Source organism: Jiella pacifica (assembly GCF_010500815.1).
Taxonomy (GTDB): Bacteria; Pseudomonadota; Alphaproteobacteria; order Rhizobiales; family Rhizobiaceae; genus Jiella; species Jiella pacifica.
Genome location: NZ_JAAAMG010000001.1, coordinates 145,997 through 172,062 on the forward strand (window position 1 = coordinate 145,997; position 26,066 = coordinate 172,062).

Annotated in this window: 23 protein-coding genes; 9 read left to right on the forward strand and 14 right to left on the reverse strand. The window is 65.1% G+C overall.

Annotated elements, in window-relative coordinates:
* Positions 1 to 69 precede the first annotated feature (69 nt).
* Together GTK09_RS00665 and msrA are read left to right on the forward strand one after the other, a co-directional pair.
* Positions 70 to 495 (forward strand): GlcG/HbpS family heme-binding protein, encoded by a 426-nt coding sequence (locus GTK09_RS00665; protein WP_163460563.1) that lies wholly within the window; start codon positions 70 to 72, stop codon positions 493 to 495.
* 295 nt (positions 496 to 790) lie between these two features.
* A complete protein-coding gene (msrA, locus tag GTK09_RS00670; protein WP_163460564.1) occupies positions 791 to 1,402 on the forward strand; it encodes a peptide-methionine (S)-S-oxide reductase MsrA in 612 nt (203 codons plus the stop codon).
* 154 nt (positions 1,403 to 1,556) lie between these two features.
* Here the strand turns inward: msrA and GTK09_RS00675 are convergent, their stop codons facing one another.
* Positions 1,557 to 2,231, reverse strand: coding sequence for an SDR family oxidoreductase (locus GTK09_RS00675; protein WP_163460565.1), 675 nt, complete (start codon positions 2,229 to 2,231; stop codon positions 1,557 to 1,559).
* Between the two features lie 209 nt (positions 2,232 to 2,440).
* Between GTK09_RS00675 and dps the strand changes: the two genes are divergently transcribed.
* Positions 2,441 to 2,968 (forward strand): DNA starvation/stationary phase protection protein Dps, encoded by a 528-nt coding sequence (gene dps / locus GTK09_RS00680; protein WP_163460566.1) that lies wholly within the window; start codon positions 2,441 to 2,443, stop codon positions 2,966 to 2,968.
* A gap of 118 nt (positions 2,969 to 3,086) precedes the next feature.
* Positions 3,087 to 4,415 (forward strand): cation:proton antiporter, encoded by a 1,329-nt coding sequence (locus GTK09_RS00685; RefSeq protein ID WP_203560825.1) that lies wholly within the window; start codon positions 3,087 to 3,089, stop codon positions 4,413 to 4,415.
* A gap of 106 nt (positions 4,416 to 4,521) precedes the next feature.
* Here the strand turns inward: GTK09_RS00685 and fsa are convergent, their stop codons facing one another.
* From fsa to GTK09_RS00700, 3 genes are all read right to left on the reverse strand, one after another.
* Entirely contained in the window at positions 4,522 to 5,175 is a 654-nt protein-coding gene (gene fsa, locus GTK09_RS00690) for a fructose-6-phosphate aldolase (RefSeq protein WP_163460567.1), read from the reverse strand.
* A 98-nt stretch (positions 5,176 to 5,273) separates the two neighbouring features.
* Entirely contained in the window at positions 5,274 to 5,522 is a 249-nt protein-coding gene (locus GTK09_RS00695; protein ID WP_163460568.1) for an Mtc1 family protein, read from the reverse strand.
* A gap of 1 nt (position 5,523) precedes the next feature.
* Positions 5,524 to 7,068 carry a C25 family cysteine peptidase gene (locus GTK09_RS00700; RefSeq protein WP_163460569.1) on the reverse strand — a complete coding sequence of 515 codons (1,545 nt, stop codon included), beginning with the start codon at positions 7,066 to 7,068 and terminating at the stop codon, positions 5,524 to 5,526.
* A 299-nt stretch (positions 7,069 to 7,367) separates the two neighbouring features.
* Between GTK09_RS00700 and GTK09_RS00705 the strand changes: the two genes are divergently transcribed.
* From GTK09_RS00705 to GTK09_RS00715, 3 genes are all read left to right on the forward strand, one after another.
* Entirely contained in the window at positions 7,368 to 9,557 is a 2,190-nt protein-coding gene (locus GTK09_RS00705) for a primosomal protein N' (protein WP_163460570.1), read from the forward strand.
* 43 nt (positions 9,558 to 9,600) lie between these two features.
* Positions 9,601 to 10,206 (forward strand): hypothetical protein, encoded by a 606-nt coding sequence (locus GTK09_RS00710; protein WP_163460571.1) that lies wholly within the window; start codon positions 9,601 to 9,603, stop codon positions 10,204 to 10,206.
* A 190-nt stretch (positions 10,207 to 10,396) separates the two neighbouring features.
* Positions 10,397 to 11,956: an alkaline phosphatase D family protein gene (locus GTK09_RS00715; protein ID WP_163460572.1), complete on the forward strand. Its 1,560-nt coding sequence runs from the start codon at positions 10,397 to 10,399 to the stop codon at positions 11,954 to 11,956.
* Between the two features lie 242 nt (positions 11,957 to 12,198).
* Here the strand turns inward: GTK09_RS00715 and GTK09_RS00720 are convergent, their stop codons facing one another.
* Positions 12,199 to 12,564, reverse strand: coding sequence for a DUF1344 domain-containing protein (locus GTK09_RS00720; RefSeq protein WP_163460573.1), 366 nt, complete (start codon positions 12,562 to 12,564; stop codon positions 12,199 to 12,201).
* A gap of 392 nt (positions 12,565 to 12,956) precedes the next feature.
* Between GTK09_RS00720 and typA the strand changes: the two genes are divergently transcribed.
* Both typA and GTK09_RS00730 read left to right on the forward strand, forming a co-directional pair.
* Positions 12,957 to 14,783, forward strand: coding sequence for a translational GTPase TypA (typA, locus tag GTK09_RS00725; protein WP_163460574.1), 1,827 nt, complete (start codon positions 12,957 to 12,959; stop codon positions 14,781 to 14,783).
* A gap of 190 nt (positions 14,784 to 14,973) precedes the next feature.
* The gene (locus GTK09_RS00730; protein WP_163460575.1) at positions 14,974 to 15,429 is read left to right on the forward strand and encodes a MarR family winged helix-turn-helix transcriptional regulator; all 456 of its coding nucleotides are present in this window, start codon (positions 14,974 to 14,976) and stop codon (positions 15,427 to 15,429) included.
* Between the two features lie 105 nt (positions 15,430 to 15,534).
* Here the strand turns inward: GTK09_RS00730 and GTK09_RS00735 are convergent, their stop codons facing one another.
* From GTK09_RS00735 to GTK09_RS00775, 9 genes are all read right to left on the reverse strand, one after another.
* Complete coding sequence (locus tag GTK09_RS00735) at positions 15,535 to 15,798, reverse strand: hypothetical protein (protein ID WP_246217624.1); 264 nt, start codon at positions 15,796 to 15,798, stop codon at positions 15,535 to 15,537.
* Between the two features lie 21 nt (positions 15,799 to 15,819).
* Positions 15,820 to 16,761 carry a 2-hydroxyacid dehydrogenase gene (locus tag GTK09_RS00740; RefSeq protein ID WP_163460576.1) on the reverse strand — a complete coding sequence of 314 codons (942 nt, stop codon included), beginning with the start codon at positions 16,759 to 16,761 and terminating at the stop codon, positions 15,820 to 15,822.
* Entirely contained in the window at positions 16,758 to 17,420 is a 663-nt protein-coding gene (locus GTK09_RS00745) for an NUDIX domain-containing protein (protein WP_163460577.1), read from the reverse strand. The genes GTK09_RS00740 and GTK09_RS00745 overlap by 4 nt, the downstream gene beginning before the upstream one ends.
* Positions 17,417 to 19,078 (reverse strand): ABC transporter ATP-binding protein, encoded by a 1,662-nt coding sequence (locus GTK09_RS00750; protein WP_163460578.1) that lies wholly within the window; start codon positions 19,076 to 19,078, stop codon positions 17,417 to 17,419. The genes GTK09_RS00745 and GTK09_RS00750 overlap by 4 nt, the downstream gene beginning before the upstream one ends.
* A 165-nt stretch (positions 19,079 to 19,243) precedes the next feature.
* On the reverse strand, positions 19,244 to 19,528 hold the full coding sequence (locus GTK09_RS00755; RefSeq protein ID WP_163460579.1) for a hypothetical protein: 285 nt from the start codon (positions 19,526 to 19,528) through the stop codon (positions 19,244 to 19,246).
* Positions 19,529 to 19,543: 15 nt separating this feature from the next.
* Positions 19,544 to 20,776: an ABC transporter permease gene (locus tag GTK09_RS00760; protein ID WP_163460580.1), complete on the reverse strand. Its 1,233-nt coding sequence runs from the start codon at positions 20,774 to 20,776 to the stop codon at positions 19,544 to 19,546.
* 1 nt (position 20,777) lies between these two features.
* Positions 20,778 to 21,905, reverse strand: coding sequence for a microcin C ABC transporter permease YejB (locus GTK09_RS00765; RefSeq protein WP_163460581.1), 1,128 nt, complete (start codon positions 21,903 to 21,905; stop codon positions 20,778 to 20,780).
* A gap of 172 nt (positions 21,906 to 22,077) precedes the next feature.
* Positions 22,078 to 23,991, reverse strand: a complete 1,914-nt coding sequence (locus GTK09_RS00770) for an extracellular solute-binding protein (protein ID WP_312869525.1) — start codon at positions 23,989 to 23,991, stop codon at positions 22,078 to 22,080.
* Positions 23,955 to 25,976 carry an extracellular solute-binding protein gene (locus tag GTK09_RS00775; RefSeq protein WP_246217625.1) on the reverse strand — a complete coding sequence of 674 codons (2,022 nt, stop codon included), beginning with the start codon at positions 25,974 to 25,976 and terminating at the stop codon, positions 23,955 to 23,957. The genes GTK09_RS00770 and GTK09_RS00775 overlap by 37 nt, the downstream gene beginning before the upstream one ends.
* Positions 25,977 to 26,066: the final 90 nt, after the last annotated feature.

The following is a 26,066-nucleotide window of genomic DNA, read 5'->3' on the forward strand; positions in this document are numbered from 1 at the left end:
AGCGCGACGCAGGAGGTGACGGCCGCCCCGGCAGGTCCTATGTCCGACCTCGCAACAAGAGGAGACATCATGCTGACGCTCGAAAAGGCCCGCATCATCATCGCCGAAGCCATGAAGGCCGGCATCGCCAAGGGCTTCAAGCCGCTGACCGTCGCCGTACTCGATCAAGGCGGCGCCCTGATCGCGCTGGAGCGCTCGGACGGCTCGTCGCGCATGCGGCCGGACATCGCCATCGGCAAGGCCAACGGCGCCGTCGGCCTCGGCATGGGCTCGCGCGCGCTCAACAAGCGAGCCGAGGAACAGGCCTATTTCATCCAGGCGATGAACGCGCTGGCCAAGGGTGTGCTGGTGCCGGTGCCGGGCGGCGTGTTGGTGAAAGGGCAGGACGGCGAGATCCTCGGCGCGGTCGGCGTCACCGGCGATACGTCGGACAACGACGAGGCGGCGGCGATCGCCGGCATCGAAGCGGCCGGCTTTGCGGCCGACGGCGGCTGAGCCACTCGGGCATGGAACCGATCTTCGGGCCCCGAACGAGGCTCGGGGCCCGGAGCATCCGGCGGCCGTTCACGGTGGAAGTGATCTCGCCGGATTGAAACAATCGCGGCATTCCGTGCGAAGTTCGTTCCATTCAGCCGGCGGCGCGTATCGGCGAAGACGATCGGCGCCGACACTCGCACCGGTGCTGGATGGGCGGGCCGGAGTTGGGCCCCGTCTCGTCCGGGCCGGTCGTGAAGATCGGCCGATCTTACGTGCGGGCAGTCGTGGAGGCGGGCCAATCATGGAGACGGGAATGAAGCGGAAAATCTCTCTGGCGCTCGCGGGTGCTGCCATGCTGTCGCTCGGTTTCGTCATGCCGGCCGGCGCCCAGAATACCGAGACGGCGATCTTTGCCGGCGGTTGCTTCTGGTGCGTCGAAAGTGACTTCGACCATCTGGCCGGCGTTCTCGACACCACCTCGGGCTATATCGGCGGCGAGGCCGAGAACCCGACCTATTACGATCACGAAGGATTCCGCGAGGCGGTCCGCGTCACCTACGATCCGTCGAAGGTCAGTTACGACACGCTCCTCGACGTCTTCTGGCACTCGGTCGATCCGACCGACGACGGCGGTCAGTTCTGCGACCGCGGTTACGCCTACACGACGGCAATCTACGCGACCTCGCCCGCGCAGCTGAAAGAGGCGAAGGCGTCCGAGGCCGCGGTGAAGCAGGATCTCGGCACCGTGGCGACCGAGGTCACGACGGCCCCGAGGTTCTGGGAAGCGGAAGGCTACCACCAGGATTATTACAAGAAGAGCCCGGTGAAATATAAGTTCTACCGCACCGGCTGCCGCCGCAACGCCCGGGTCGAAGAGGTCTGGGGCGACAAGGCCTTCATGGGCATCAAGGACCATATGGGCTGAGGGTCGGAGCAGAGCCGCACCCGCACTTGGCGGCCCGATCCCGTGGGGGAGACCCGTGCAGCTCTGCTGGCACAGGGATGTCCTCGTAAGCCGTTCGAATGCGTGAAGGCGGCGCGACCGGAAGCAGGTTGCGCCGACTGTCGTTCGACCCGCCTCAACGGTTGAGGGGTTCGACCCAGATCTCGCCGGCGAGCACGTTGTCCGGCTGGGACAGGGCGTAGACGACCGCCCGGGCGATGTCGTCGGCCACGAGCGCTCCTGGTTTCGGCTCGTCGAAGAACGGCGTGTCGACCATGCCGGGCTCGATCAGCGTCACCTTCACGCGCTTTTCGCGCATCTCCTCGCGCAGATTGGCGCCATAGCCGGACATCGCCCACTTCGTCGCGCCATAGACCGAGCCGGGGATGACCTTGCGGCCCGCGCCGGAACTGGTGATCAGGATGTGACCCTTGGCGGCGACGATGGCCTCGTGCGCGGCCTTGACGCTGTACATGACGCCGAGCACGTTGGTCAGCACCATCCGCCGCCATTCCTCCGGGTCGCCGCCGGCCGTTCCGGCGCCCGTCGAGCCGATGCCGGCATTGGCAAAGAGGACGTCGAGCCCGCTGAAGCGCTCGACCACGGCCGCCACCGCCGCCTGTTGTGAGGCGAAGTCGGTGACGTCGCAGGAAACGGCGAGGGCATTGTCCGCGCCGAGTTCGGCGACGAGGCCGTCGAGCTTGTCCCTGCGCCGGGCGGCGAGCCCCACCCGGTAGCCGGCCTCGATGGCGCGCCTCGCCGTTGCCTCGCCGATGCCGCTCGACGCGCCGGTGATGAGCATCGTCTTCATGATTTCCGTCTCCTTTCAATGGTCTAGGACGCATCTGGCGCGGCGAGCCGGCCGCGCAACCGCGGCGGACAGCTTTCGAGAGGTGAGATTCGGTCCGAACTGAGCGGGGATTTCGGAACTTCGACCCCTGGCACTGGTTATCGAGCGAGTTTCCCGCGGGCCGTCATCGACGGTCCGCATGCGTTTCCATGTTCGAGAAGGGACCACCCATGGCCAAGGGCAACAAGAGCGACAAAGCCGAGAAGACCGGCAAGACCAATCTTCATCCGACCAAGAACCCGATTTCCGAAAACATCCGCGGCGCGATGGTCGAACTCCTGCAGGTTCATCTGGCGACGGCCGTCGACATCACCTACCAGACCAAGCAGGCCCACTGGAACGTCAAGGGCATGAACTTCATCGCCGTGCACAAGCTGTTCGACGAGCTGCACGAGCTGACGGAAGGCTATGTCGACACCATCGCCGAGCGCCTGACGGCGATCGGCGGCCAGGCTCATGGCACGGTGCAGGCGGCCGTCGAGAATTCGATTCTCGAGCCTTACCCGCTCGACCTGGTCAAGTCCGAGGATCACCTGAAGCGGCTCACCGACAGCTACGCCGCCTGGAGTGCCGCGGTCGAAAAGGGCATCGAGGAGGCCTCCGAGGCCGGCGATCCGCTCACCGAGGATCTGTTGACGGCGGTCGGGCGCGGCCTCGACAAGTCGATTTACTTCATGGAAAGCCATTTCCAGTCCTGACCGGCTGGAAGCGCGGCGGAACTGGTGTTCCGGCGCGTTTGATGATCCTGGAGAAGGGCGGCGCGCGGCGTCGCCCTTTTTTGTCGCCCGTCGCTCGACGATCCGACCGGAGCCCTCCATGCTGAGCCTGTTCGATCTGGCCGCCCTGCTTCTCGTTCTCGCCGCCCTGTTCGGTTATTTCAACAAGCGCTATCTCCACCTGCCGAGCAATGCTGGGCTCTTGATCCTCGCGCTCGCCGCCTCGCTCCTGCTGATGGCCCTGTCCCTGGCTTTGCCGGGCCTCGGATTTCCGACCGCCATTCGCGACACGGTCGCGGGCATCGACTTCAACGAGACGCTGATGGAGGGGATGCTTGGCTTCCTCCTCTTCGCCGGGGCGCTGCATGTCGACTGGGACGCCCTGAAGGCGCGCAGCCTGTCGGTCGGGTTGATGGCGACCTTCGGCGTCGTCATCTCGACGGCGATCTGCGGCACCGGCTTCTACTATCTCGCGGCCGCCGTCGGCTTGCCCATCGGCTTCACCTGGGCGCTGGTCTTCGGCGCCCTGATCTCGCCGACCGATCCGGTCGCCGTGCTGGCGACGCTGAAGACGATCAGCGGCGTGCCGAAGCGGCTCGAGATCGACATGGCGGGGGAATCGCTGTTCAACGACGGCGTCGGCGTCGTCGTCTTCACCATCCTCGTCGGCCTTGCTGCTGGCACATCCGGCGAACACCTGACCTTTTCGCTGGCGATCGAGCATTTCGTGGTCGAGGCCTTCGGCGGCGCGGTCTTCGGCGCGCTCACCGGCTATGTCGCCTACCGCATGATGCTGAAGATCGACGACTATCCGGTCGAGGTACTGATCTCGCTCGCTTTGGTGATGGGCACCTACGCCGCGGCCCATCAGCTTGGCCTGTCCGGCCCGATCGCCGTGGTGGTGGCGGGGCTCCTGATCGGCGACCGGGGCGTCACCTATGCGATGAGCGACCTTACCCAGCGCTATCTGCATGGCTTCTGGACGCTGATCGACGACATCCTCAACGCCGTCCTGTTCATGCTGATCGGCCTGGAACTCTTGGTCGTCGACTTCACCTGGCAGACCGCGGCGCTCGCCGGGCTGGCGATCCCGCTGGTGCTCTCCGGCCGGTTCTTCGCCGTCTACCTGCCGTTCCAGATCGTCCGCCTGCGCGAGCGGTTCTCGCGCGGTATCGTCGCCGTGCTCACCTGGGGCGGCGTGCGCGGCGGCATCTCGGTCGCTTTGGCGCTGTCGCTGCCGACCGGGCCGCAGCGCGACCTGATCGTCACGGCGACCTATGCGGTGGTGATCTTCTCGGTGCTCGTCCAGGGGCTGACGCTGGAGCGCCTGGTCAAGCGCGTGGTGCGTCCGGAAGCGGGCGACCCGTCGCGGGAGGAGATCGCCGAGCGCGAGGCGGCAGGCGAGGGAACGGCAACCGCAAAGGGATGACCCCGGGACCAGTGGAATGACGCAAAAACGCCCCGGAAAGCCGCTGTCGGCCTGCCGGGGCGTCGATGGCGGACCGCGTCATCGCGGACGCGGTCGCATCGTTCGATCAGCCGATGGTCTGGCCGGTCGCCTTCCAGTCGGCGAGGAACGTTTCCAGGCCCTTGTCCGTCAGCGGATGCTTGACGAGGCCCTTCAGCGTTGCCGGCGGCACGGTGGCGACGTCTGCGCCGATCAGAGCGGCCTCGCGCACGTGGTTCATCGTGCGGATCGACGCGGCGAGGATTTCGGTATCGAAGCCGTAATTGTCGTAGATCCGGCGGATGTCGGCGATGAGTTCCATGCCGTCGATATTGATGTCGTCGAGGCGGCCGATGAAGGGCGAGATGAAGGTCGCGCCGGCTTTCGCCGCCAGCAGCGCCTGGACCGCCGAGAAGCAAAGCGTGACATTGACGAGGAAGCCCTCGTTGGTCAGCTCGTTACAGGCCTTCAGTCCGTCCATGGTCAGCGGCAGCTTGATGCAGACATTGTCGGCGATGCCGGCGAGGAACTTGCCCTCGCGGATCATCTCCTGCGTGTCGGTGGCGGCGACTTCGGCCGAAACCGGGCCGTCGACGATCTCGCAGATCTCGGCGATGATGTCCGTCATCGGCCGGTTGGCCTTCTTGATGAGCGACGGGTTGGTGGTGACGCCGTCGAGCAGGCCGGCTTCCGCCAGCTCGCGGATCTCGGCGACGTCGGCGGTATCGACGAAGAATTTCATGGTATGTCCCTCTATGTGGCGGCTGGGATGTGTCGTGACGGCTCCATAACAGGAGTCCCTCCGCAAACGCTATACGGTGCGCGCGGCAGGATCTGTCGTCAGCCTTCGGCGTGAGTCCAGGATTGGACCAGCAGGAGATCGCCCACGGCGACACCCTCGACGGTGAAGTTTCCGCCGATCAGAGGATCGAGGCTGTGGTCGCCGAAGGCCGGCGCTCCGTCCTTGCGCAGGACGTAGGTCGCCCCATCGGCAGTTTTTAAGGTGAGGACGGCGCGCTCGCTCTTCGACCCGTAATCCACCGTCGACAGGCTCACATGGCCTTCCATCTCGACTTGCTTCGGTTTCATCTCAGCGGCTTTCGGAAATCTCGACCCTCGTGAGGCCGTCGTCCATTATATGGGCAACGAAGGCGCGGTAGGAAGGCAGCTCGACGCCGGTATCGGTACGAAACGGCGTTTCGGCCCGCTCTACGGCGATGGCGACCTTCCGCTCGCGGCCGAGGCGTTTGGCGGTGGCGCGAAACCCCGATCCTCCGCTGACGTGGTAGACCTTCGGCTCGATGACGAAGTGATGGGACCTGGCGATCTCGCGAAGCCGGCGTTCGGTTTCGGCCGGCACGTCGGCGGGCGTGCCTGCAAAGGTCGCTGCGCTCGCGATCGCCCGGCCGTCGCTGTCCAGAGCCATCCGGCGCGCCTTGCGAGCGATCTTCCCGTCCACTTCGTCCGACAGCGCGGCGAAAGCATCGTCATCTTCCTCTTGCGATCCGTCGGAGGCCGGCAGCGTCACATGGAGCGAAGGATCTCCGTAAAGCACGAACTGGGCGAGCGTCTTGAGATTGACCGGCGTCGACATCGCCTGAGTCGAGACGAAATGCTGGCGCGCCTGCAACATGGCGCGGCCGACGGATGCGCCGGCCAGAACGTTTTCGAGGAAGGACTGGCAGATCAGGTCGGCCTGGCCGTTCGACGCCGCCGGTCCATAGGCGATGTTGGTGCTGCCCATGAAGGCTGCCGCGCCCTTCAGCAGGTAGCTCATGCAGATCGGCTGTTGCCAGCCATTGATCGTGTGATCGTACAATTCGGCCCCGTAGCAGCATTCGGCGGCCACGACCGTGCCAGGTCCGACATGCGGTTCCGTCAGGGCGCTTTCCATCGCCACCGGGAAGACGCCGTTCTTTTCGCCATAGAACCGCCAGTCGTTTTGCGCGCCGTGGCAGTTGATGAAATGCGGCAGCCGCTTCAGGTCCGGGTCGATTGTCTGATGACCGTCCTGGGGGGCGATATAGAGGCCCTGGTGTCGGCCGAAGACCGAATTGAGGCTGAGCTGCGTCGATGCGAGCCAGCTATCGGCGGTGATCGAGAAGAAATCGATCAGATCGCCCGCCGGACGAGTGACGTGAGCGGCGCTGGCGTCGAGGAGTATGACGAGAGCATCGGCTGTCGCCGTACCGCGCGGCGTCGGCAGGCGGGAAACGACGCGGGTGACGTTGAGGTAGCGCTGGGCGCTGCGGCTGAACGGGGCCGGGGAGGCGTAAGGGAGGTCGCTCTCGGTGGTAGCGTCGGAATCCGTCACACCCCGGATCCGGTCCAGCGCGATATGCGGAACGATGTCGGGTCCGCCGAGCAGCATGACATAGTCGGGATTGAGCCTTCCGCAGATCGCGTCCACCGCCTGCTTTGCGCCCCGCTCGTCGGTGGGTGCGACGACTGCAAAGCCTCCGAAGCCTGTCATCTCCCCGGAATGGGAGATGTCGACGACATCGGTCTTGATGCCGCGCTTGAGATCCGCGGCGATCAGCTTCGCCAAGGCGGCGTCGATCGCCTGCACGCCGGCGATGCCGTATTGCGCATGCATCGCCGTACGATTCGCGATGACGACCTTGTCCGTTGCCATTGAACACCTCCCTGTTTCAGCATCGATGATGCTGCATCCGACCGAAATCGACGACGCAAGGTGACGTAAGGGCACAGGCGTCGGTGAGTCCGCACTATTCCCGTTGCAATTGTCTTTGTAAATCCTTGCGACCCACCATCATGGAACCCGGTCGTTGGTGTTGCTCGGCTTCTCTCCGAGGCTGGTGGACCAGCGCGTCCCGCTTCGCGGTTCCCGTCGCCGCCGTGGCTTCGTAAGCTGGGCGGCACGGACGGACGATTCGTCGGAAACGCCCGGCGGCCTTGCTTCCCGGAGATGCCTTGAACCTCACCGACCAGCTCTTTCCCGAAGCCGTGGTTCCCGTCCTGGTGCCGCTGCCCGCCGACCGGCCCTATTCCTATACGGTGCCGGAGGGGATGTCCGTGCGCCCGGGCTCGATCGTCCAGGTGCCGCTCGGGCCGCGGCAGGTCGCGGGCGTCGTCTGGGACGGGCCGACCGATGCGGTGGATACGAAGAAACTACGGCCGATCATCCATGTCTTCGACTGCCCGCCGCTGGACGAGACCATGCGCCGCTTCGTCGACTGGGTGGCGGACTACACCCTTTCGCCACCAGGACTCGTCGTCAGGATGGCGCTGCGGGCGCCGGCCGCCTTCGATCCGGAAGCTTGGGTCGAAGGCATCGAGGCGACGGGGCAGGAGCCCGATCGGATCACGTCGGCCCGCCAGCGCGTCCTGGCGACGGCTGAGGAGGCGCCGGCCTGGTCGAAGAGCGGGCTCGCCCATGCCGCCGGCGTCAGCACTTCGGTGGTCGACGGGCTGCTGAAGCAGGGCGTCTTCCGGACCGTGCGCTTTCCGCCTCCGCCGGCCGTTGCCGAGCCGGATACGGCTTACGGCCGCGCCACCCTCAGCGAGGATCAGGCGCAGGCCGCCGGCGAGCTCGTCGATGCCGTCGGGAAGGGCTGTTTTCAGCCGCTGCTGCTCGAAGGCGCGACCGGTTCCGGAAAGACCGAGGTCTATTTCGAAGCCGTCGCCGCGGCGCTCGACGCCGGCAAGCAGGTGCTGATCCTCCTGCCGGAGATCGCGCTCACCCAGAGCTTCATCGACCGCTTCCATGCGCGCTTCGGCGCGCCGCCGGCCGAATGGCATTCCGACGTTCCGCCGAAGAAGCGCGAGGCGATCTGGCGGCAGGTGGCGGAGGGGCGGGTCAGGATCGTCGCCGGCGCGCGCTCCTCGCTGTTCCTGCCGTTCAAGGAGCTCGGCCTCGTCGTCGTCGACGAGGAGCACGACCCGGCCTACAAGCAGGAGGATCGCACCTTCTACCACGCCCGCGACATGGCGGTGGTGCGTGCCTCGCTCGGCGGCTTTCCGGTGATCCTGGCCTCTGCCACGCCCTCGATCGAAACACGCGTCAATGCCGTCAGCGGCCGCTACGGCCATGTCCGGCTGAAGGCGCGGCATGGCGATGCCGCCTTGCCGGAGCTCTCCCTCGTCGACATGCGGCGTCATCCCCCCGCCAGGGGTCGTTTCGTTTCACCCGTCCTCGAGACCGAGATCAGGAAGACCTTGGCGCGCGGCGAACAGGCACTCTTGTTCCTCAATCGGCGCGGCTATGCGCCCCTGACGCTCTGCCGGGTCTGCGGCCATCGGTTCCAGTGCCACAACTGCTCGACCTGGCTGGTGGATCACCGGCTGCGGGGCGTTCTCCAGTGCCATCATTGCGGCTTCTCGACGCCGCGCCCGGAGGCGTGCCCGGAATGTGGGACGCTGGATCATCTGGTCGCTTGCGGGCCTGGGGTGGAACGCATCGCCGAGGAGATCGTCGAGGATTTTGCCGAAGCGCGCACCATCGTCCTTTCCTCCGACATTGCCGGCGGCCCGCGGCGGCTGCGCCGCGAACTCGAGGCGGTCGCCGACGGCGAGGCCGACATTGTCATCGGCACGCAACTGGTGGCGAAAGGCCACCACTTCCCGAAGATGACGCTGGTGGGCGCGATCGACGCCGATCTCGGCCTCGCCAATGGCGATCCTCGTGCCGCCGAGCGCACCTTCCAGCTGCTGCATCAGGTGACCGGCCGCGCCGGTCGGACGGGACTTGCCAGCCGCGGGCTGATCCAGACCTTCCAGCCCCAGCATCCGGTGATGCAGGCGCTGATCGCGAGCGATCCGGAGAGCTTCTACGACAGCGAGATCGACGAGCGTCGCCGCAACGCGCTGCCGCCCTTCGGACGGCTCGCGGCGATCATCGTTTCCGCTGACCGGCGTGCCGATGCCGAGGCGCACGCCCGCGATATCCGCAAGGCCGCGCCGGAGATGCCGGAAATCGAGATGCTGGGTCCGGCCGAGGCGCCGCTCGCCGTGGTCCGCGGGCGACATCGCTTCCGCCTGCTTGTCGAGGCGAGCCGCCGCGCGCCGATCCAGGCCTATCTGCGCGAGACACTTGCCAAGGCGCCACGCCCGCGCGGATCGGTCCAGATACAAATCGACATGGACCCACAAAGCTTTCTGTGAGACAGGAAAACGGCAAGGGCGGCATTGTGGGAAGGCATCCAAAATGACGATGACGCAAGCGCTTCGGTGGACTTCGGCCGTGATCTTGGTGATCGCCGCCGGTGCGACGGCCGGCGCTCAGGCGCCGCAGCCCGGCGGCATCGACCTCGAGACATCGCCCTTCGCCGCGCCGAAGCCCGGCCAGAGCCAGGACCCGTCCTCAGGCCTGACACCGCGCGCGCTGAAGCTCGGCGAGCTCGATTGGGCGCCGATCGTCAGCCGCTGCACCTTCGTGCGGAGCGACGGCGCCAAGCCTGCCGAGAAGCTGCCCGGCGAGCCGGGCGGCCCGGGTCACGGTGCCGACGCCGGCTATGGACGGTTCGTCTTCGTGACCATGGTGGCGGATTCGAACGGCGAGGGACAACCGCTCGAGCGCGGCTACGTCATGGCGAACGGTCTCGTGCGCGAGCTCGAAAAGGGCAAGACCTCGGCCGGCAAGGAAAACTCCGTCGTCACCAATTGGCGCGCGACCGGCGAGCCGCGCATTTCCGTCGGCCTCGTTCTGACCGGCAAGGCGAAGCTGAACGATCAGCTCCAATACACCGGCACGATGACCGTCTTCTGGGGAGACAAGAAGGAAGAAGTGCCGGTTCGCGGCAACTGCCAGTAAGGTGGCCTCAGCTGCGCAGCCGCAGTCTTGGGCAGCGACAACGACTGGCCCGCTGGCGTCGAAGGGGCGCCGCAACGCCGGACCGGTCGGCAGTTCCGGCCGTCGCGAAAGTGTCACGCCGGCGAGAAGCCGCTGACATGGAATCTTTCGAATGTGCGTCCGGTCCAATCCGGATTCGAAAGGTTCAAAAATGGCGCTTTCCCTCACCCGACGCCGCTTTCTGGCACAGAGCGGCGTCGCCGCGCTCGCAGCCGGCTCCTCCTTTGCCATGCCCCGCATCAGCCGCGCCGCGGCGCGGCCGCAATTTACCCACGGCGTCCAGACGGGCGACGTCGACGCTTCCTCGGGCATGGTCTGGACGCGGGTCGACCGTCCCGCCCGGATCGACTTCGAGTGGGCGACGACCGAGAGCTTCCAGAACGCCCGGAAGCTGCACGCGCTGACCACCTCGCCGGCCTCCGACTTCACCGTCAAGCGGCTGATCGAGGACTTGCCGTCGGACCAGGAGATCTTCTGGCGGGCCATCGCGACCGATCTTGCCGACGCAAACGGCGTCTCCGATCCGATCGTCGGCCGTTTCCGCACCGCGCCCGCTTCGCGCCGCTCGGTCAAATTCGTGTGGTCGGGCGACACCGTCGGCCAGGGCTGGGGCATCGACGAGGACCGTGGCGGCATGAGGGCCTATGGCACCATGGCGAAGCACCAGCCGGACTTCTTCCTGCATTCGGGCGACACGATCTATGCCGATGGCCCGCTGAAGGAGAGCGTCGAGCTGCCGGACGGCACGCTCTGGAAGAACCTCGTCATCCCCGAGAAGACCAAGGTCGCCGAGACGCTCGACGAATATCGCGGCCAGTGGAAATACAACATGCTGGACAAGAACGTCCGCGAGCTGAACGCCAGCGTGCCGACCTTCTTCCAGTGGGACGACCACGAGGTCCTGAACAACTGGTCGGCCTCCAAGGACCTGTCCGCCGACGATCGCTACAGCGAGAAGAACATCCATGTCCTCGCGGCCCGCGCCGCCCGCGCGTTCCACGAGATGACGCCGATCCGCTACGTGCCGAGCGAGCCCGGCCGGATCTACCGCAAGATCGCCTACGGGCCGATGCTCGACGTCTTCTTCCTCGACCTCAGAAGCTATCGGGGTCCGAATGGCGCCAACCTCGAGAGCGAGATGTCGCCGGCCGCGCAGATGATGGGTCCGGAGCAGATCGCCTGGCTGAAGCGGGAACTCGCCAATTCGAACGCCACCTGGAAGGTGATCGCCTCCGACATGCCGATCGGCCTCCTGGTGCCGGACGGCGAGAAGTGGGAAGCCGTCGCCAATGGCGACAAGGGCACGCCGAAGGGCCGCGAACTGGAGTTCGCCGATCTGCTGCGCTTCATCAAGTCGGCCGGCATCGCCAACACGGTCTGGCTGACGGCCGACGTCCACTACACCGCCGCTCACCACTATTCGCCGGAGCGCGCCGCGTTCCAGGATTTCGAGCCGTTCTGGGAGTTCGTCTCCGGCCCGATCCATGCCGGTACCTTCGGACCGAACGACCTCGACATGACCTTCGGCCCGGAGGTCAAATACGTGAAGGCGCCCGAAGCCGGGCAGGTCAATCTCGCGCCCTCGGCCGGCCTGCAGTTCTTCGGCATCGTCGACATCGACGGCGCCAGCGAGGAACTGACCGTCCGCCTCATGGACACGGACGACAACGAGCTGTGGAAGACCACGCTGCAGCCGGTCCGCAACGGGTAAAGGGAAAACCGCGGCCGCGGCCGGTGGCTGAGGCCTTGTAGGGAACACGGAAAGACCGGAGGTGCTGCCTCCGGTCTTTTTTGCGCTGGCGGGAGAGGGGGATCCCGCCAGCGATGGCGGTGTGGAAAGGCCTGCGGCGCCGTCTTGGGCCTGAAAGCTCGGAAACGAACGAAGGCCTCGGGGATGCCTGGTCCCGGTCTCTGATTGCCGCGGCTGCGTGACGGCGACGCGTCGTGCGAAGGCTACTTCGCGGCGACCACCGACGTGGCTTCCATCGATTTGCCGCTCGTCCGATAGCTGACCTTGACGCGCTCGCCGGACTTCAGAGATGACGTCGTCATCTCGCTCGGCAGGGTGAATTTCTTGCCGTTGGTGAGCGTCAGCATGTTGGTCGCCGTGTCGATCGACTTGATCTTGCCGGTCGTCACGTGGCTGGAGGTCTTGTTGCTGGCGAGGTGTTTTGCCGCCGAGCCAGAGGACATCGTGCCGGCGGACACGGTGCCCTTCGACGTCGTGTCGTTCGACATGCTCGACGACGACGCCGCGAAGGCGGGGGCGCTGGCAATCAGGCAGGCGGCAAGGGTGAGTGGAAGGGTGAGACTACGCATCTCGCGCATCCTCGTAAATGAGCCGGCGAGCGGGATGCCCGCAACGAAACCGGCGAATGCGAAGCCGTCAGGTCGCGTCGTGTCACGGCGTTCGAACAGAACGCCGCCGGCGCTTCCCGGCTTCGAGGCAGACGCTATTCGCAGGCCTAGTCTGTCGCAAATGAAGAAGAAATAATGTTCACTGGCCGCAAAACCTCCGCAATTGCGAATGGTGAGGCACACGACACAGCGACCGTGCGACATGTGGCAAGAAGCTGTTGTCTGCGGCTTTCGCAGTTGCAAAAAATCGTGTATTGGCTCACGCGAGCCCCGATCGCCACAACTAGATCGCCGCAAACCCAGCGCCCTGCCTGCCGGCGGGGCTCTCGGCGCGACTTGAACCGGATATCTTTATGAAGCTTCGCAACATCGCGATCATCGCGCATGTCGACCACGGCAAGACCACCCTCGTCGACAAGCTCCTTGCCCAGTCCGGCACCTTCCGCGACAACCAGCGCCAGGAAGAGCGGGCGATGGATTCCAACGACCTCGAAAAAGAGCGCGGGATCACCATCCTCGCCAAGGCGACGTCGGTCGAGTGGAAGGACACCCGCATCAACATCGTCGATACGCCCGGCCACGCCGATTTCGGCGGCGAGGTGGAGCGCATCCTCAACATGGTCGACGGCGCCGTCATCCTGGTCGATGCGTCGGAAGGCCCGATGCCACAGACCAAGTTCGTCCTCGGCAAGGCGCTGAAGGTCGGTCTGAAGCCGATCGTCGCGATCAACAAGATCGACCGCCACGACGAGCGCCACCAGGAAGTGCTGAACGAGATCTTCGACCTGTTCGTTGCCCTCGACGCGACCGAGGAACAGCTCGACTTCCCGGTCCTCTACGGCTCGGGCCGTGGCGGCTGGATGGCCGAGCAGCCGGAAGGCCCGCAGGACAAGGGTCTTGAGCCGCTGTTCGACCTGATCCTCAAGCACGTGCCGGAGCCGGACACCGCCGGCAAGGATGAGCCGTTCAAGATGATCGGCACGATCCTAGAGGCCAACCCCTTCCTCGGCCGGTTGATCACCGGGCGCATCCAGGCCGGCTCGATCAAGCCGAACCAGGCTGTCAAAGTGCTCAACAATGACGGCAAGCAGCTGGAAACCGGCCGGATCTCCAAGATTCTCGCGTTTCGGGGTCTCGAGCGCGTGCCGCTGGAATACGCCGAGGCGGGCGACATCGTCGCCATCGCCGGTCTGCAGAAGGGCACCGTCGCCGACACCTTCTGCGACCCTGCTGTCTCCGAGCCGCTGCACGCCCAGCCGATCGATCCGCCGACGGTGACGATGTCCTTCATCGTCAACGATTCGCCGCTTGCCGGCACCGAAGGCGACAAGGTGACGAGCCGCGTCATCCGCGACCGGCTGCTCAAGGAGGCCGAGGGCAACGTCGCGCTGAAGATCGAGGAAGCGGCCGACAAGGATTCGTTCTACGTCTCCGGCCGCGGCGAACTGCAGCTCGCGGTGCTTATCGAGACCATGCGCCGCGAAGGCTTCGAACTCGGCATCTCGCGTCCGCGCGTCGTCATGCAGGAAGGCGAGAACGGCGAGAAGTTGGAGCCGATCGAAGAGGTCGTCATCGACGTCGACGAGGAGCATGCCGGCGTCGTCGTCCAAAAGATGTCCGAGCGCAAGGCCGAGATGAAGGAGCTGCGCCCCTCGGGTGGCGACCGCCAGCGTCTGGTCTTCCTCGCACCGACTCGCGGCCTCATCGGCTATCAGTCGGAGCTTCTCACCGACACTCGTGGCACGGCCATCATGAACCGGCTGTTTCACTCCTACCAGCCTTACAAGGGCGAGCTCGCCGGTCGTAACACCGGCGTCCTGATCTCCACCGACGCGGGCGAGAGCGTAGCCTTCGCGATGTTCCATCTGGAAGATCGCGGCCCGATGGTGATCGAAAGCGGCGTCAAGGTCTATGCCGGCATGATCGTCGGCATCCACACCCGTGAGAACGATCTCGAGGTCAATGTTCTCAAAGGCAAGAAGCTGACCAACATGCGTGCGTCGGGCAAGGACGAGGCGATCAAGCTGACCCCGCCGATTCGCATGACCCTCGACCGCGCACTCTCCTGGATCCAGGATGACGAACTCGTCGAGGTGACGCCGAAGACCATCCGGCTGCGCAAGCTCTATCTCGACTCCAACGAGCGCAAGCGCTTCGACAAGAGCCGCAAGGCTGCCTGACACATCGGCTGACCGACGATAAGTTGAGCCCCGGCTGCGGAAACGCACCGGGGCTCTTTGCTTTTACCACGCGGATGCGCTTCATGGTCACTTTGAAGAAGCCGCTCTCATTCGCGCGGCTGGCCAGACTGGTGGTGGCCAAGTAGCTCATGGTGGAAGCATCGCTGCCCGCCATGCAAGGACGATTTCGATGATCGATGAAAAAAAGTTGCGTCTCGACGAGCAGCTCTGCTTCGCTCTCTATGCTGCGACCAACGCGGTCACCCGAGCCTACAGGCCGCTACTTGCGCAACTGGAGCTGACCTACCCGCAATATCTGGTCATGCTGGTGCTTTGGCAGGAGGGGAATTCGACATCGAGAGAGATTGCGCAGCGACTGCAACTGTCGGCCAATGCCATCAGTCCGCTTCTCGATCGCCTCGAAGAGCACGGCCTGATCGCGCGGCAGCGTGACCGCACCGACAGGCGGGTGATCCACATCACCCTGACGCCCGAAGGCGCGACGCTGGAATCGGCCGTCTATGACGTCCAGCAGGTGGTCGAATGCCAGACGGGCCTTGCGCCGGATGACCTCGGCCAACTGCGGGGAGAGTTGGCGGCGCTGGCCGAGCGGATGGCGACGAAGACGGCAAACCGAGACGACTGAGAGAACTGGCCAAGCAAGACATACCGCGCCGCTCCTGCGAAGCGGAGGCGCGGCGCCGCCAAGCCTGGCCCAGATGGACGGCAGAAAGATGGTCCTCGGTGTGGATCAGTTGTTCGGCCCATCGATCCTGGAGGGTGAGACGGGATCCGATGCCGGAAAGGTCTCATCCAGAGCTTCATCGAGCTCTTCCTCTTCATGCTCGACCTTTTCCGCCTCGGTCTGTTTTTCGCGGGCGGATTCTCCAGGCTGATCGTGCCGCTGTTTGGTCGTGTCGCGTTCGGCCATGCTGTCCTCCTGGCGTTGAGTCCGTTTCGTCGCCTTAACGAAGACGGGCCGGGAAAGGTTCGCCTGCCGGGAGACGATGGCCATTTTGGCAAACGCCTTGCGATCTCAGTATCCGGCCCGCCGGTCGACGACATTTTCGAGAGGCTCGCCGCGCTCATGGGCCGCGATCTGCCGCATGATGATCGGCGCCAGCGAATCCGGGTCGGACAGCGCCGCAGCATGGGGCGTGACGAAGACCTTCGGATGGCTCCACAATCGCGACTCCGCCGGCAAGGGCTCGACGGTAAAGACGTCCAGCGAAGCCTCCATCAATCGGTCCTCGTCGAGCGCGGCCAGGATCGCCGTCTCGTCCTGCAGACCGCCGCGGCCGGCATTGATCAGCACCGGGCCGCCGAGCGGCGTCTCGCGCTTCATGCGCGACAGTAGCGTCGCGTCGATGATGCCGCGGGTCCCCGCGGTCAGCGGCAGGAGGACGACGAGAATGTCGCTGGCGGCGAGAAAGGGGCCGAGGCCCGCGTCGCCGGCGAAGGTCCGGACATCCGGAGCGGTCTTCTCGCTGCGGCTCCAGCCGGCGACTTCAAAGCCGAGGACCTTCAGCTTCGCCGCCGCGTCGAGCCCGAGAACGCCGAGGCCCATGATGCCGACGGTGATTTCGCGGGCCGCCGGCTGCATGCGCTCGTGCCAGATCTTCTGGGCCTGCTGCTGGCGATAGGCCCGGCCGCGGCGGAAATGATCGAGCACCCGCCAGACGACGAATTCGCTCATCCGCTCCTTCAGGTCGTCGGCGACGATCCTGACGATCGGCACATCGGGAAGTTCGCGATCGGCGAGAATGTGATCGACGCCGGCACCGAGGGAAAAGATCGCCTTCAGGCCGGGAAGCGTCGCCAACAGCCCCGGCGGCTGCTTCCAGACGACGGCATAGTCGATCGGCTCGTTACCGGCCTCGGCGGCGTCGACGACGATCTTTTGCTCGGGCGCGGCATCGTGCAGGGCCTGCCACCAGCGGGAGGGATCGAAGCCGGTGACGGAAAGAAGAATGGTCATGCGTCACCTTCGCTGTCGAAGAGCGTTCCCTGGAGGGCCTGGGCCCGGGCCCTGCCCTTGCGGGCGAACCAGTGGGTGCAGGCGATGAGATAGCCGTTTTCGATGCGGCCGTCGTCGACCGCCGCGATCAGATCCTCGACCGGCGCGAGGATGGGGCGGATGTCCTCGTGCTCGTCGTCCTTGCCGGCGCTCGTTTCGAGTTCGCCGGCGTCGACGATCGCCAGGAAGATGTGGGCGTGCTCGTCGGTGAGGCCGGGGGATGGCAGCATCGAGAAGCAGCGCTCGATGGCGAGCGGCGCAAGGCCGGTCTCTTCCTGAAGTTCCCGCGCCGCGGCCTCGGCGATGTTCTCGCCCGGATCGACCATGCCGGCGGGAAGTTCCACCGCCGCGGCGTTGGGGGTGTCGAGAGCGGCGGCGAGGCGGAACTGCCGGATGACGACGATGGCGTCACGGGCAGGGTCGTAGGGCACGATCACGGCGACGGGACCGGTCGCGAGATATTCCCGCTCCATCGGTCCGATCCGGGCGCCGCCGTCGAGGGGATCATGTTCGATCGTCAGCTGCTTGAAGTCGCGGAAGCCGCGATGGATCAGCTCCTCCCGCAGCACCTCGAAAGCGAGCGGCTGATCGGTCAACTGGTCGCGGTAATGTCCGCTCATTCGGAAACGACTCCCGTCGGCGCCGCCTTGATGTCAAAGGCGGCTGCCATCAATGCCTTGGTGTAGTCGGTGCGCGGACGATCGAAGATCTCCACCGCCGGCCCGCGCTCCACCACCTTGCCGTTTCGCATGACGATCACCTCGTTAGCCAGGGCCCTCACGACCTTCAGATCGTGGGAGATGAACAGATAGGCGAGGTCGTGGCGCTTCTGCAGGTCGCGCAGGAGGTCTACCACCTGCGCCTGGACGCTCATGTCGAGGGCCGAGGTCGGTTCGTCCAGCATGACGAAGCGGGGCTTGAGGATCATCGCCCGGGCGATGGCGATGCGCTGACGCTGGCCGCCGGAAAATTCGTGCGGGAAGCGGAAGCGGGCGGCCGCGTCGAGCCCGACCTCGCGCAGGACGTCGACGACGCGGCGGTCCCGCTCCTCCGCCGACAGGCCGCGTTCGTGGATCGACAGGCCCTCGGCGACGATGTCGGCGACAGACATGCGCGGCGAGAGCGAGCCGTAGGGGTCCTGGAAGACGATCTGCATCTGCCGGCGCAGCGGGCGCATCGAGCCGAAGGACCGGTCGTCGATGCGCTCGCCGTCGAAGCGGATCTCGCCGGTGGAGGAGATCATCCGCGAAAGGGCGAGGCCGAGTGTCGTCTTGCCGGAACCCGATTCGCCGACGACGCCGACGGTCTGACCGGCGCGGATGGTGAGGTCGATGCCGTCCACGGCCTTGACGTGGCCGGTGACGCGGCGCAGCAGCCCCGTGCGGATCGGGAACCAGACCTTGACGTCCTCGGCTTCCATGACGACCGGCGCGTTGACGTTGGCGGCGGGCGGGTGGCCCTTCGGCTCGGCAGCCAGCAGATGTTTCGTATAGCCGTGCCGGGGCGTGTCGAAGATCGTCCGGGTCGCCCCCTCTTCGACGATCTTGCCGCGATACATCACGCAGACCCGATCGGCGATGCGCCGCACGATGCCGAGGTCGTGGGTGATGAACAGCATCGCCATGCCGCGTTCGGCCTGCAGCGCCTTCAAGAGCTCCAGGATCTGTGCCTGCACCGTCACGTCGAGGGCGGTGGTCGGCTCGTCGGCGATCAGGAGGTCCGGATCGTTGGCGAGTGCCATGGCGATCATCACGCGCTGGCGCTGGCCACCGGACAGCTGGTGCGGATAGGCGCCGAGGCGCTCCTCGGCATTGCGGATGCCGACCTTCGAGAGCAGCTCCAGCGTACGCTCGCGCGCCGCCTTGTCGCCGAACCCGCGATGCAGCTTCAAGACCTCGCCGACCTGCTTCTCGACCGTGTGCAGCGGGTTCAGCGAGGACATCGGCTCCTGGAAGATCATCGAGATGCGATTGCCGCGCACCTTGCGAAGATCGCGCTCGTCGTCGTCGATGAGGTTCTCGCCGTCGAAATAGACAGCGCCGCTGGGATGGCTCGCCGCCGGATAGGGCAGGAGTTTCAAGATCGACAGGGCAGAGACCGACTTGCCGGACCCGGACTCGCCGACGAGGGCCAGCGTCTCGCCCTTGGCGATCGAGAAGGAGACCTCGTCGACAGCGAGCGTCGTCTTGCCGCCCTGGCTGAAGGCGACGGAGAGGTTCTCGACGGAGAGGAGGGGGCTCGTCGAGACGAGCCGCGGCTCAGGGTTCAGCTCAGACAAATCGCAAACTCCGAGTGGCCGGCGCAGAGAAATGGAAGTGGATCACAGGAGTTCTTTCTCCGCCTCTTCGATGGATAGGCGGGCCAGCCCTTCCGGACACCGCAGCCGCAGATCGTTGGACAAGAGGACGTCGCACCCCGCTTCCGACGTAGACGAGCGGCAATATCAATCCCACTCGTCCCGGAGTGCCCGGATTCTCGCGACGGCTTCTTCCGTCGTCGTTCCAAGATCCGCTCCGACCCCCCAGAGCTTTCGGATGGCTTCCTTTCGCCGCTCGATTTCTTCGGGTGAGAACGGCGGAGCTCCTTCTGCCTCGTGCCGTGTCGCCGATGGGTTCATTTCCCCCTCGAACGTCACGCTCACCGGCGTACCCGAGACGAACTTCGAGCGGATGTCCTCCGGCAGCTCGTCGACGCTGACCGTCTTCGTGATCCGGCCGATCTCACCCATCGTCACCTCCTCGCCTCACCCGAAGCTCTTGCGCGGATCGAAAGCGTCGCGAACCGCCTCGCCGATGAAGACGAGCAAGGATAGCATCAGGGCAAGGACGAGGAAGCCTGAAAATCCGAGCCAGGGCGCCTGCAGGTTGTTCTTGCCCTGGGCCAGCAGTTCGCCGAGCGAGGGCGATCCCGGCGGCAGACCGAGCCCGAGGAAGTCGAGCGCCGTCAAGGTGGTGATCGAGCCCGACAGGATGAACGGCAGGAAGGTCAGCGTCGCCACCATGGCGTTGGGCAGGAGGTGGCGGAACATGATGGTGAAGTTGCCGACGCCGAGCGCCCGCGCCGCGTTGACGTATTCGAAATTGCGCGCGCGCAGGAACTCTGCCCGGACGACGCCGACGAAGGCCACCCAGGAGAACAGCATCATGATGCCGAGCAGTACCCAGAAGCCGGGCGGCAGGACGGCGGCGATGATCAAGAGCAGATAGAGAACCGGGATCGACGACCAGATCTCGATGAAGCGCTGGAAGATCAGGTCCACCCAGCCGCCGAAATAGCCCTGGACGGCGCCGGCCGCGACGCCGATGAAGGCCGAGCCGATGGTGAGCGCCAGGCCGAAGAGCACCGAGATGCGGAAACCGTAGATCACCCGGGCGAGGACGTCGCGGACCTGATCGTCCGTGCCCAGCCAGTTCATGTTGCCGATGGTACAGCCGGGATCGTCGACGCCTTGGGCGTAGCCCGCGCACCGTTCCTCCTGTGACAGAGTCCAGAAGGGCGCCGAGGGGGCGGGCGTCGGCGGCTCGAGGTTCTTGGTATCGTAGGAATAGCGGATCGGCGGCCAGATCATCCAGCCATTGGCGTTGATTTCTTCGATGTTCACCGGGTCGCGGTAATCCGTCACCGGCAGGAAACCGCCGAAGACCTCTTCGGGATAGTCGACGAAGACGGGGTAGTAGAATTCGCCCTTGTACTCGACCAGAAGCGGCCGGTCGTTGGCGACGAATTCGGCGAACAGCGTGACGATGAAGAGGAACCCGAAGATCCAGAGCGACCAGTAGCCGCGCCTGTTCGCCTTGAAGTTCCGCCAGCGGCGCCGGTTGATCGGCGACAAGCGCGGCCGCTTGACGAGTTCGCCTGCCGGCGCGAGTTGGGCGATGCCGCTCGTCTGCTCGCGGGCAATGTCCGCGGCCCGTTCCTCGGGAAGTTCGCGGCCCTCGTGCTCCTGTTTCAGGCGATCGCGCAGAGCGTCGTCCATCTCAGACCTCCCGCTTTTCGAAGTCGATCCGGGGATCGACCCATGTGTAGGTCAGGTCCGAGATCAGCGTGGTGATCAGGCCGATCAGCGAAAAGATGTAGAGGGTGGCGAAGACCACGGGATAGTCGCGCTTGTAGATCGAATCGAAGCCGAGATAGCCGAGCCCGTCGAGGGAGAAGATCGTCTCGATGAGCAGCGAGCCGGTGAAGAAGGCGGAGATGAAGGCGCTGGGAAAGCCGGCGATGATGATCAGCATGGCGTTGCGGAAGACGTGGCCATAAAGGACGCGGCTCTCCGTCAATCCCTTGGCCCGGGCGGTGGTGACGTATTGCTTGCCGATCTCGTCGAGGAAGGAGTTCTTGGTGAGCAGCGTGGTCGTCGCGAAGGCCGACAGCGACAGCGCGATCAGCGGCAAGGTCAGGTGCCAGAAATAGTCCGGAATGGTCTGGGTCACGCAGTCGGACGGGGCGAACTTCGCCGACCAGGGGGCGCACCAGGCGCCGCTGACGCCGTCCGACAGAAGTCCGCGCAAGGGGAACCAGTCGAGGAAAGACCCGCCGGCGAAGAGCACCATCAGGAGGACGGCGAAGATGAAGCCGGGGATCGCATAGGCGACGATGACGATGCCGGAGGTCCAGACGTCGAAGGACGAGCCGTCCTTCAGGGCTTTGCGGATGCCGAGCGGGATCGAGATCAGGTAGGAAATCAGGGTGATCCACAGGCCGAGCGAGATCGACACCGGCATCTTTTCCAGGATCAGGTCCCACACGCCGATCGAACGGAAATAGCTCTCGCCGAAGTCGAAGCGGGCGTAGTTCCAGATCATCAGGCCGAAGCGTTCGAGCGGCGGCTTGTCGAAGCCGAACTGCTGCTCCAGCCTTTTGATGAAGGCCGGATCGAGCCCCTGCGCGCCGCGATAGCCGGAATCCTGGTTGCTGGAGGAGGAGCCGAAGTCCGACCCCCCGCCGGAGACCCGGTCGGCGGCCCCGCCGGCCTCGCCGCGCAGGCTCGCCACCACCTGCTCGATGGGGCCCCCCGGCGCGAATTGAACGACGACGAAGGAGATCGCCATGATCCCGAGGATCGTCGGGATCATCAACAGCAATCGGCGGAGGATGTAGGCGCCCATGAGGGGTTTCACGTCTCCGGTTGGCGTCGCTCGGCCCTCACGGTCGGCGGCGCGGAATTCGCAAGTCTTTACCGTTGTTAACCAAAAGCGTGGCCGGGCGCAAAAGGGCGCTCGTCGCGTGGACCGATCCGTCCGCCCGATCCCCGGGACCACTCTTTCCGGAGAGGCTTACTCAAGCCTTGCCGAGCGTCTCGGCCTTCTTTGCATCGAACCACCACAGCCGCTCGACCGGCCAGCCATAGTCGGGCTTAGGCTCCCTGAAGCCGAACATGTCCCAGTAGGCGGCGCGGTGGCTTTCCGAATGGATGTTCGGGATCCAGTCGAAGCGGGCGCGCAGCACCCGGTCGAGCGCCCGCATGGCCATCGTCAGGCTCTTGCGGTCCTCAGCCCGGTTGACGACGTCGATCAGCGCGTCGACAGCCGGATCGGCCATGCCGACGAAGTTGTTGGAGCCTTCCCGGTCCTTGGTGAGGCTTCCGAACAAGCCGACCAGCGTGTCCCGTGTCGGGGTCGAGCCGAGCGAGAAGGCGGCGCCGATCAGGTCGAAGTCGAAGCGGTTCTTGCGCTCCTGATACTGGGCGCCGTCGACGAGGCGGAAGGAGGCGTCCACCCCGACCGCCTTCAGATTCTGGATGAACTTCGAATAGACCCGCTCGAATCCTTGGTCGTCGATCATGTATTCGAGGGTGAAGGGCTGGCCCGCCGCGTCGACCAGCCGGCCTCCCGTCTGTTTCCAGCCTGCCTCGGCGAACAACGCGAGAGCCTCGCGCAGCCGCGCCCGGTCGCGGCCCGAGCCGTCCGAGACGGGCTGCGTCCAGACGTCGCCGAAGACCTCCTCCGGCAGCTTGTCGCGCAGCGGCTCGAGGATCTTCAGCTCGGCCGGCGAGGGCGGTCCTTCCGCCTTGAAGTCGGACGTCTCGAAGCACGAGTCCGAATGCCGGTAGATGCCGTAGAACATCTGCGCATTCGTCCATTCGAAGTCGAAGCACAGATTGATGGCGCGGCGCACGTTGCGATCGGCGAAGCGCTCGCGGCGCTGGTTCAGCGCCCAGCACTGGAAGGTCGGGGTCTTTTCGCGCGGGAACTCGCGCTTGATCACCTTGCCTTCGACCACTGCCGGGAAGCCGTAGTCGGTCGCCCAGGTTTTCGAAGTGAATTCCTCGCGAAAGGCGATGTTGCCCTTCTTGAAGGCTTCGAAGGCGACTGTCCGGTCGCGGAAGAACTCGATGCGGATCGTGTCGATATGGTCGAGCCCCCGGGCGAAGCCCATCTCCTTCGCCCAGTAGTCCTGCCGCTTGCGGTATTCGATGTAGCGGCCGAATTCCATGGCGCCGATCTCGAAGCGGCCGCTGCCAGGAATCGCCTTGGAGGTGACGCTTTCGAACGGCGTATCGGCGAAGAACGCCTTCGGCACGATCGGCATGCCGAAGGCGCCGAGGGCGTCCTGGTCGGTCTGCTTGCCGGAAAAGACCAGGCGCACCTGATCCGGTGCGTCGGCGACGACCTCGACAACTTCCTGCAGGGTGATCTGCAGGGAGGGATGGCCCTTCTCCTTGAACGTCTCGTAGCTGAAGACGACGTCTTCCGCCGTCACCTTGGCGCCGGTCGAGAACGCCGCTTCGGGCCGCAGCGCGAAGACGTATGAGTTGCGATCCGCCGAAATGCTCACCGAGCTTGCCAGCGCGCAGTAGAGCGCGTCCGGCTCGTCGAGGGACGACGTCATCAGCGCGTCGTAGAGCTTCTCGATCCGTGGCGGCGCGTTGCCCTTGAGGACGAAGGTATTGAGCGTGTCGAAGGTGAGCGGCGACTGGTTGAGGATCCAGTTCGGCACCGACATGTTGAACTGGCCGCCCGCAGGAGCATCCGGCGTGGCGTAATCGAAATTGGCGAAGTCGGCCGGGTATTTCAGGTCGCCGAAAGCCGACAGGCCATGCAGCGGCGTCTCGACCGGGGAGGCGGCGAAGCCGCGGCCGGGCAGGGCGGCGGATGCGGCGAGGCCGAGAGCCATCTGGCCGAAGCCGCGGCGGGTGAAGCGGAACGTCGTGCCCATCAGTTCGTCGCAGCCTTCTCGGCGCTCTTGATCCACCAGGCGAAGGGATCGATCTCGCTATAGCCCGGGCGCCTGCCCGACATGCCGAACTTGTCCCAATAGGCCAGCCACGTCTCCGCCCGGTACCATTGGGGGACGACGTAATACTCCCACAGCATCACCCGATCGAGCGCCCGCGTCGCGGCGACGAGGTCGTCACGCTCCTTGGCGTAGACGATGTCGTTGATCAGCTTGTCGGTCGCCGGGTTCTTGATGCCGGCATAGTTGCGGCTGCCGGGCGCGTCGGCGGCCCCGCTCGACCAGAAGTCCCGCTGTTCGTTGCCCGGTGACATCGACTGCGGATAGTACTTCATCCCGACCATTTCGAAATCGAAATTCGTCAGGCGCTCGATGAACTGGTTGGTATCGACGATGCGGATCGAGGCATCGATGCCGAGCCGCTTCAGGCTGTCGGCATAGGGCTGCAGGACCCGGGCGTCGGTGGGATCGTTGCCGAGCATCTCGATCGAGAACTGCTGGCCCGTCTTGGCGTCGACCAGCTTTGTCCCCTTGAGTTCGTAACCGGCCTCTTTCAACAGCTCGAGCGCTTGGCGCAGATTGTCGCGTACGGATCGATTGTCTTCATAGACGGGCAGTTCGAACTCTTTCGTGAAGACTTCCGGCGGGATCTCGCTCTTCAAGGGCTCGAGAAATTTCAGTTCGCGCTCGCTCGGCAAACCAGTCGCCGCAAGTTCGCTATTGGCGAAATGGCTCGATATTCGTTGATTGAGGCCGAAGAACAGCGTCCGGTTCATGTCCTCGAAATTGAAGGCGAGGGTCAACGCCTGACGGACCCGGCGGTCCTGAAACTTCGGCAGACGGTTGTTCATCACATAGGCCTGCATCGATTCCACCTGGTGAGACGGGATCGTCGTCTTCTTCACCTGGCCCGCTTGGAACGCCGGGAAGTCGTATTCGGTCGACCAGCGGCGCGAGCTGTTCTCGATCCGGTAGTCGTTGAGGCCGCCCTTCTTGAAGGCTTCCCAGGCGGCGTTGGAATCGCGGATGTAGGTGTAGTCGATCTTGTCGTAGTTGTAGCGGCCCTTATGGGTGGCGACGTCGGCGCCCCAATAGTCCTCGACCCGGTCCCATTCGATCGACTGGCCGGTGACGAAGCGGCCGATCTTATAGGGACCGGAGCCCAGAGGCGGCTCCAGCGAGGGTTGCGAGATGTCGCGCGTCTTGCCGTCGGGGCCGGAACCCTCCCACCAGTGCTTCGGCAGGACCGTGAGGTCCCCCATGATGTGTGGCAGCTCGCGATTTCCGGTCTGGTCGAAGGTGAAGGTCACCTCGCGCTCGCCGGTCTTCTCCGCCTTGACGACGTTCTTGTAGTAGGTCGCCCACTGGGGATGAAGCTCCTTCAGCGTGTCGAAGCTCCAGATCACGTCCTCGACGGTGATCGGCTCGCCGTCGTGAAAACGCGCCTTCGGGTTCAGCCGGAAGGTGACGAAGGAATCGTCTTCCGGAAAGCGCACCGCCTCGGCGATCATCGCATGGGAGACAGACGCCTCGTCCGTGGACTGCTCCATCAGCGTGTCGTAGAGGAGGCCGCCGCCGAAATTGACGAGACCCGCAGCCGGCGTGCCGCGCACGACGAAGGGGTTGAAGCTGTCATAGGAACCGGTGGCGACTGAATTCAGTGTCCCGCCCTTCGGCGCATCGGGATTGACATAGTCGTAATGCTGGAAGTCCGGCGGATATTTCGACGGTTCGGTCAGCGACATCGAGGTCTGCCATTCACCGGCCGACGAAAGATCGGGCGTTGCTACGGACGAAGCGGCGGGGGCAGCCGCCGCAGACTGGTCGTTCGCCGGCGCGGAAGCGGCGCCGGGCTCGGCCGCAGGAGCACCCTGCGCCGCCGGCGGCGCCGTTTCGCCGATCGCGGCGCCTCCCTGATCCTGTGCATGGCCGGCTGGAATCGAAAGTCCAAGGGCAATGCATGACGTGGCGAGGAAATGGGCAGCGCGCGTCAGGATCGGCAAGGGCATGTCTCCGAAAGAGCGTTCCGTTCTGTCGAGAATCCGGTGTCGCACAGCTTTATGGCGACCATCGGGGTACCCTGCCAAGTGACG

Coding starts and splice junctions, on each gene's coding strand:
- GTK09_RS00760 (WP_163460580.1), bottom strand. CDS start 20,776: ATGGACGACGCTCTGCGCGATCGCCTGAAACAGGAGCACGAGGGCCGC.
- GTK09_RS00685 (WP_203560825.1), top strand. CDS start 3,087: ATGCTGAGCCTGTTCGATCTGGCCGCCCTGCTTCTCGTTCTCGCCGCC.
- GTK09_RS00715 (WP_163460572.1), top strand. CDS start 10,397: ATGGCGCTTTCCCTCACCCGACGCCGCTTTCTGGCACAGAGCGGCGTC.
- GTK09_RS00755 (WP_163460579.1), bottom strand. CDS start 19,528: ATGGGTGAGATCGGCCGGATCACGAAGACGGTCAGCGTCGACGAGCTG.
- GTK09_RS00675 (WP_163460565.1), bottom strand. CDS start 2,231: ATGAAGACGATGCTCATCACCGGCGCGTCGAGCGGCATCGGCGAGGCA.
- GTK09_RS00710 (WP_163460571.1), top strand. CDS start 9,601: ATGACGATGACGCAAGCGCTTCGGTGGACTTCGGCCGTGATCTTGGTG.
- GTK09_RS00735 (WP_246217624.1), bottom strand. CDS start 15,798: ATGGCCATCGTCTCCCGGCAGGCGAACCTTTCCCGGCCCGTCTTCGTT.
- GTK09_RS00695 (WP_163460568.1), bottom strand. CDS start 5,522: ATGAAACCGAAGCAAGTCGAGATGGAAGGCCATGTGAGCCTGTCGACG.
- dps (WP_163460566.1), top strand. CDS start 2,441: ATGGCCAAGGGCAACAAGAGCGACAAAGCCGAGAAGACCGGCAAGACC.
- GTK09_RS00720 (WP_163460573.1), bottom strand. CDS start 12,564: ATGCGTAGTCTCACCCTTCCACTCACCCTTGCCGCCTGCCTGATTGCC.
- GTK09_RS00700 (WP_163460569.1), bottom strand. CDS start 7,068: ATGGCAACGGACAAGGTCGTCATCGCGAATCGTACGGCGATGCATGCG.
- GTK09_RS00740 (WP_163460576.1), bottom strand. CDS start 16,761: ATGACCATTCTTCTTTCCGTCACCGGCTTCGATCCCTCCCGCTGGTGG.
- GTK09_RS00745 (WP_163460577.1), bottom strand. CDS start 17,420: ATGAGCGGACATTACCGCGACCAGTTGACCGATCAGCCGCTCGCTTTC.
- fsa (WP_163460567.1), bottom strand. CDS start 5,175: ATGAAATTCTTCGTCGATACCGCCGACGTCGCCGAGATCCGCGAGCTG.
- GTK09_RS00665 (WP_163460563.1), top strand. CDS start 70: ATGCTGACGCTCGAAAAGGCCCGCATCATCATCGCCGAAGCCATGAAG.
- GTK09_RS00730 (WP_163460575.1), top strand. CDS start 14,974: ATGATCGATGAAAAAAAGTTGCGTCTCGACGAGCAGCTCTGCTTCGCT.
- GTK09_RS00765 (WP_163460581.1), bottom strand. CDS start 21,905: ATGGGCGCCTACATCCTCCGCCGATTGCTGTTGATGATCCCGACGATC.
- msrA (WP_163460564.1), top strand. CDS start 791: ATGAAGCGGAAAATCTCTCTGGCGCTCGCGGGTGCTGCCATGCTGTCG.
- typA (WP_163460574.1), top strand. CDS start 12,957: ATGAAGCTTCGCAACATCGCGATCATCGCGCATGTCGACCACGGCAAG.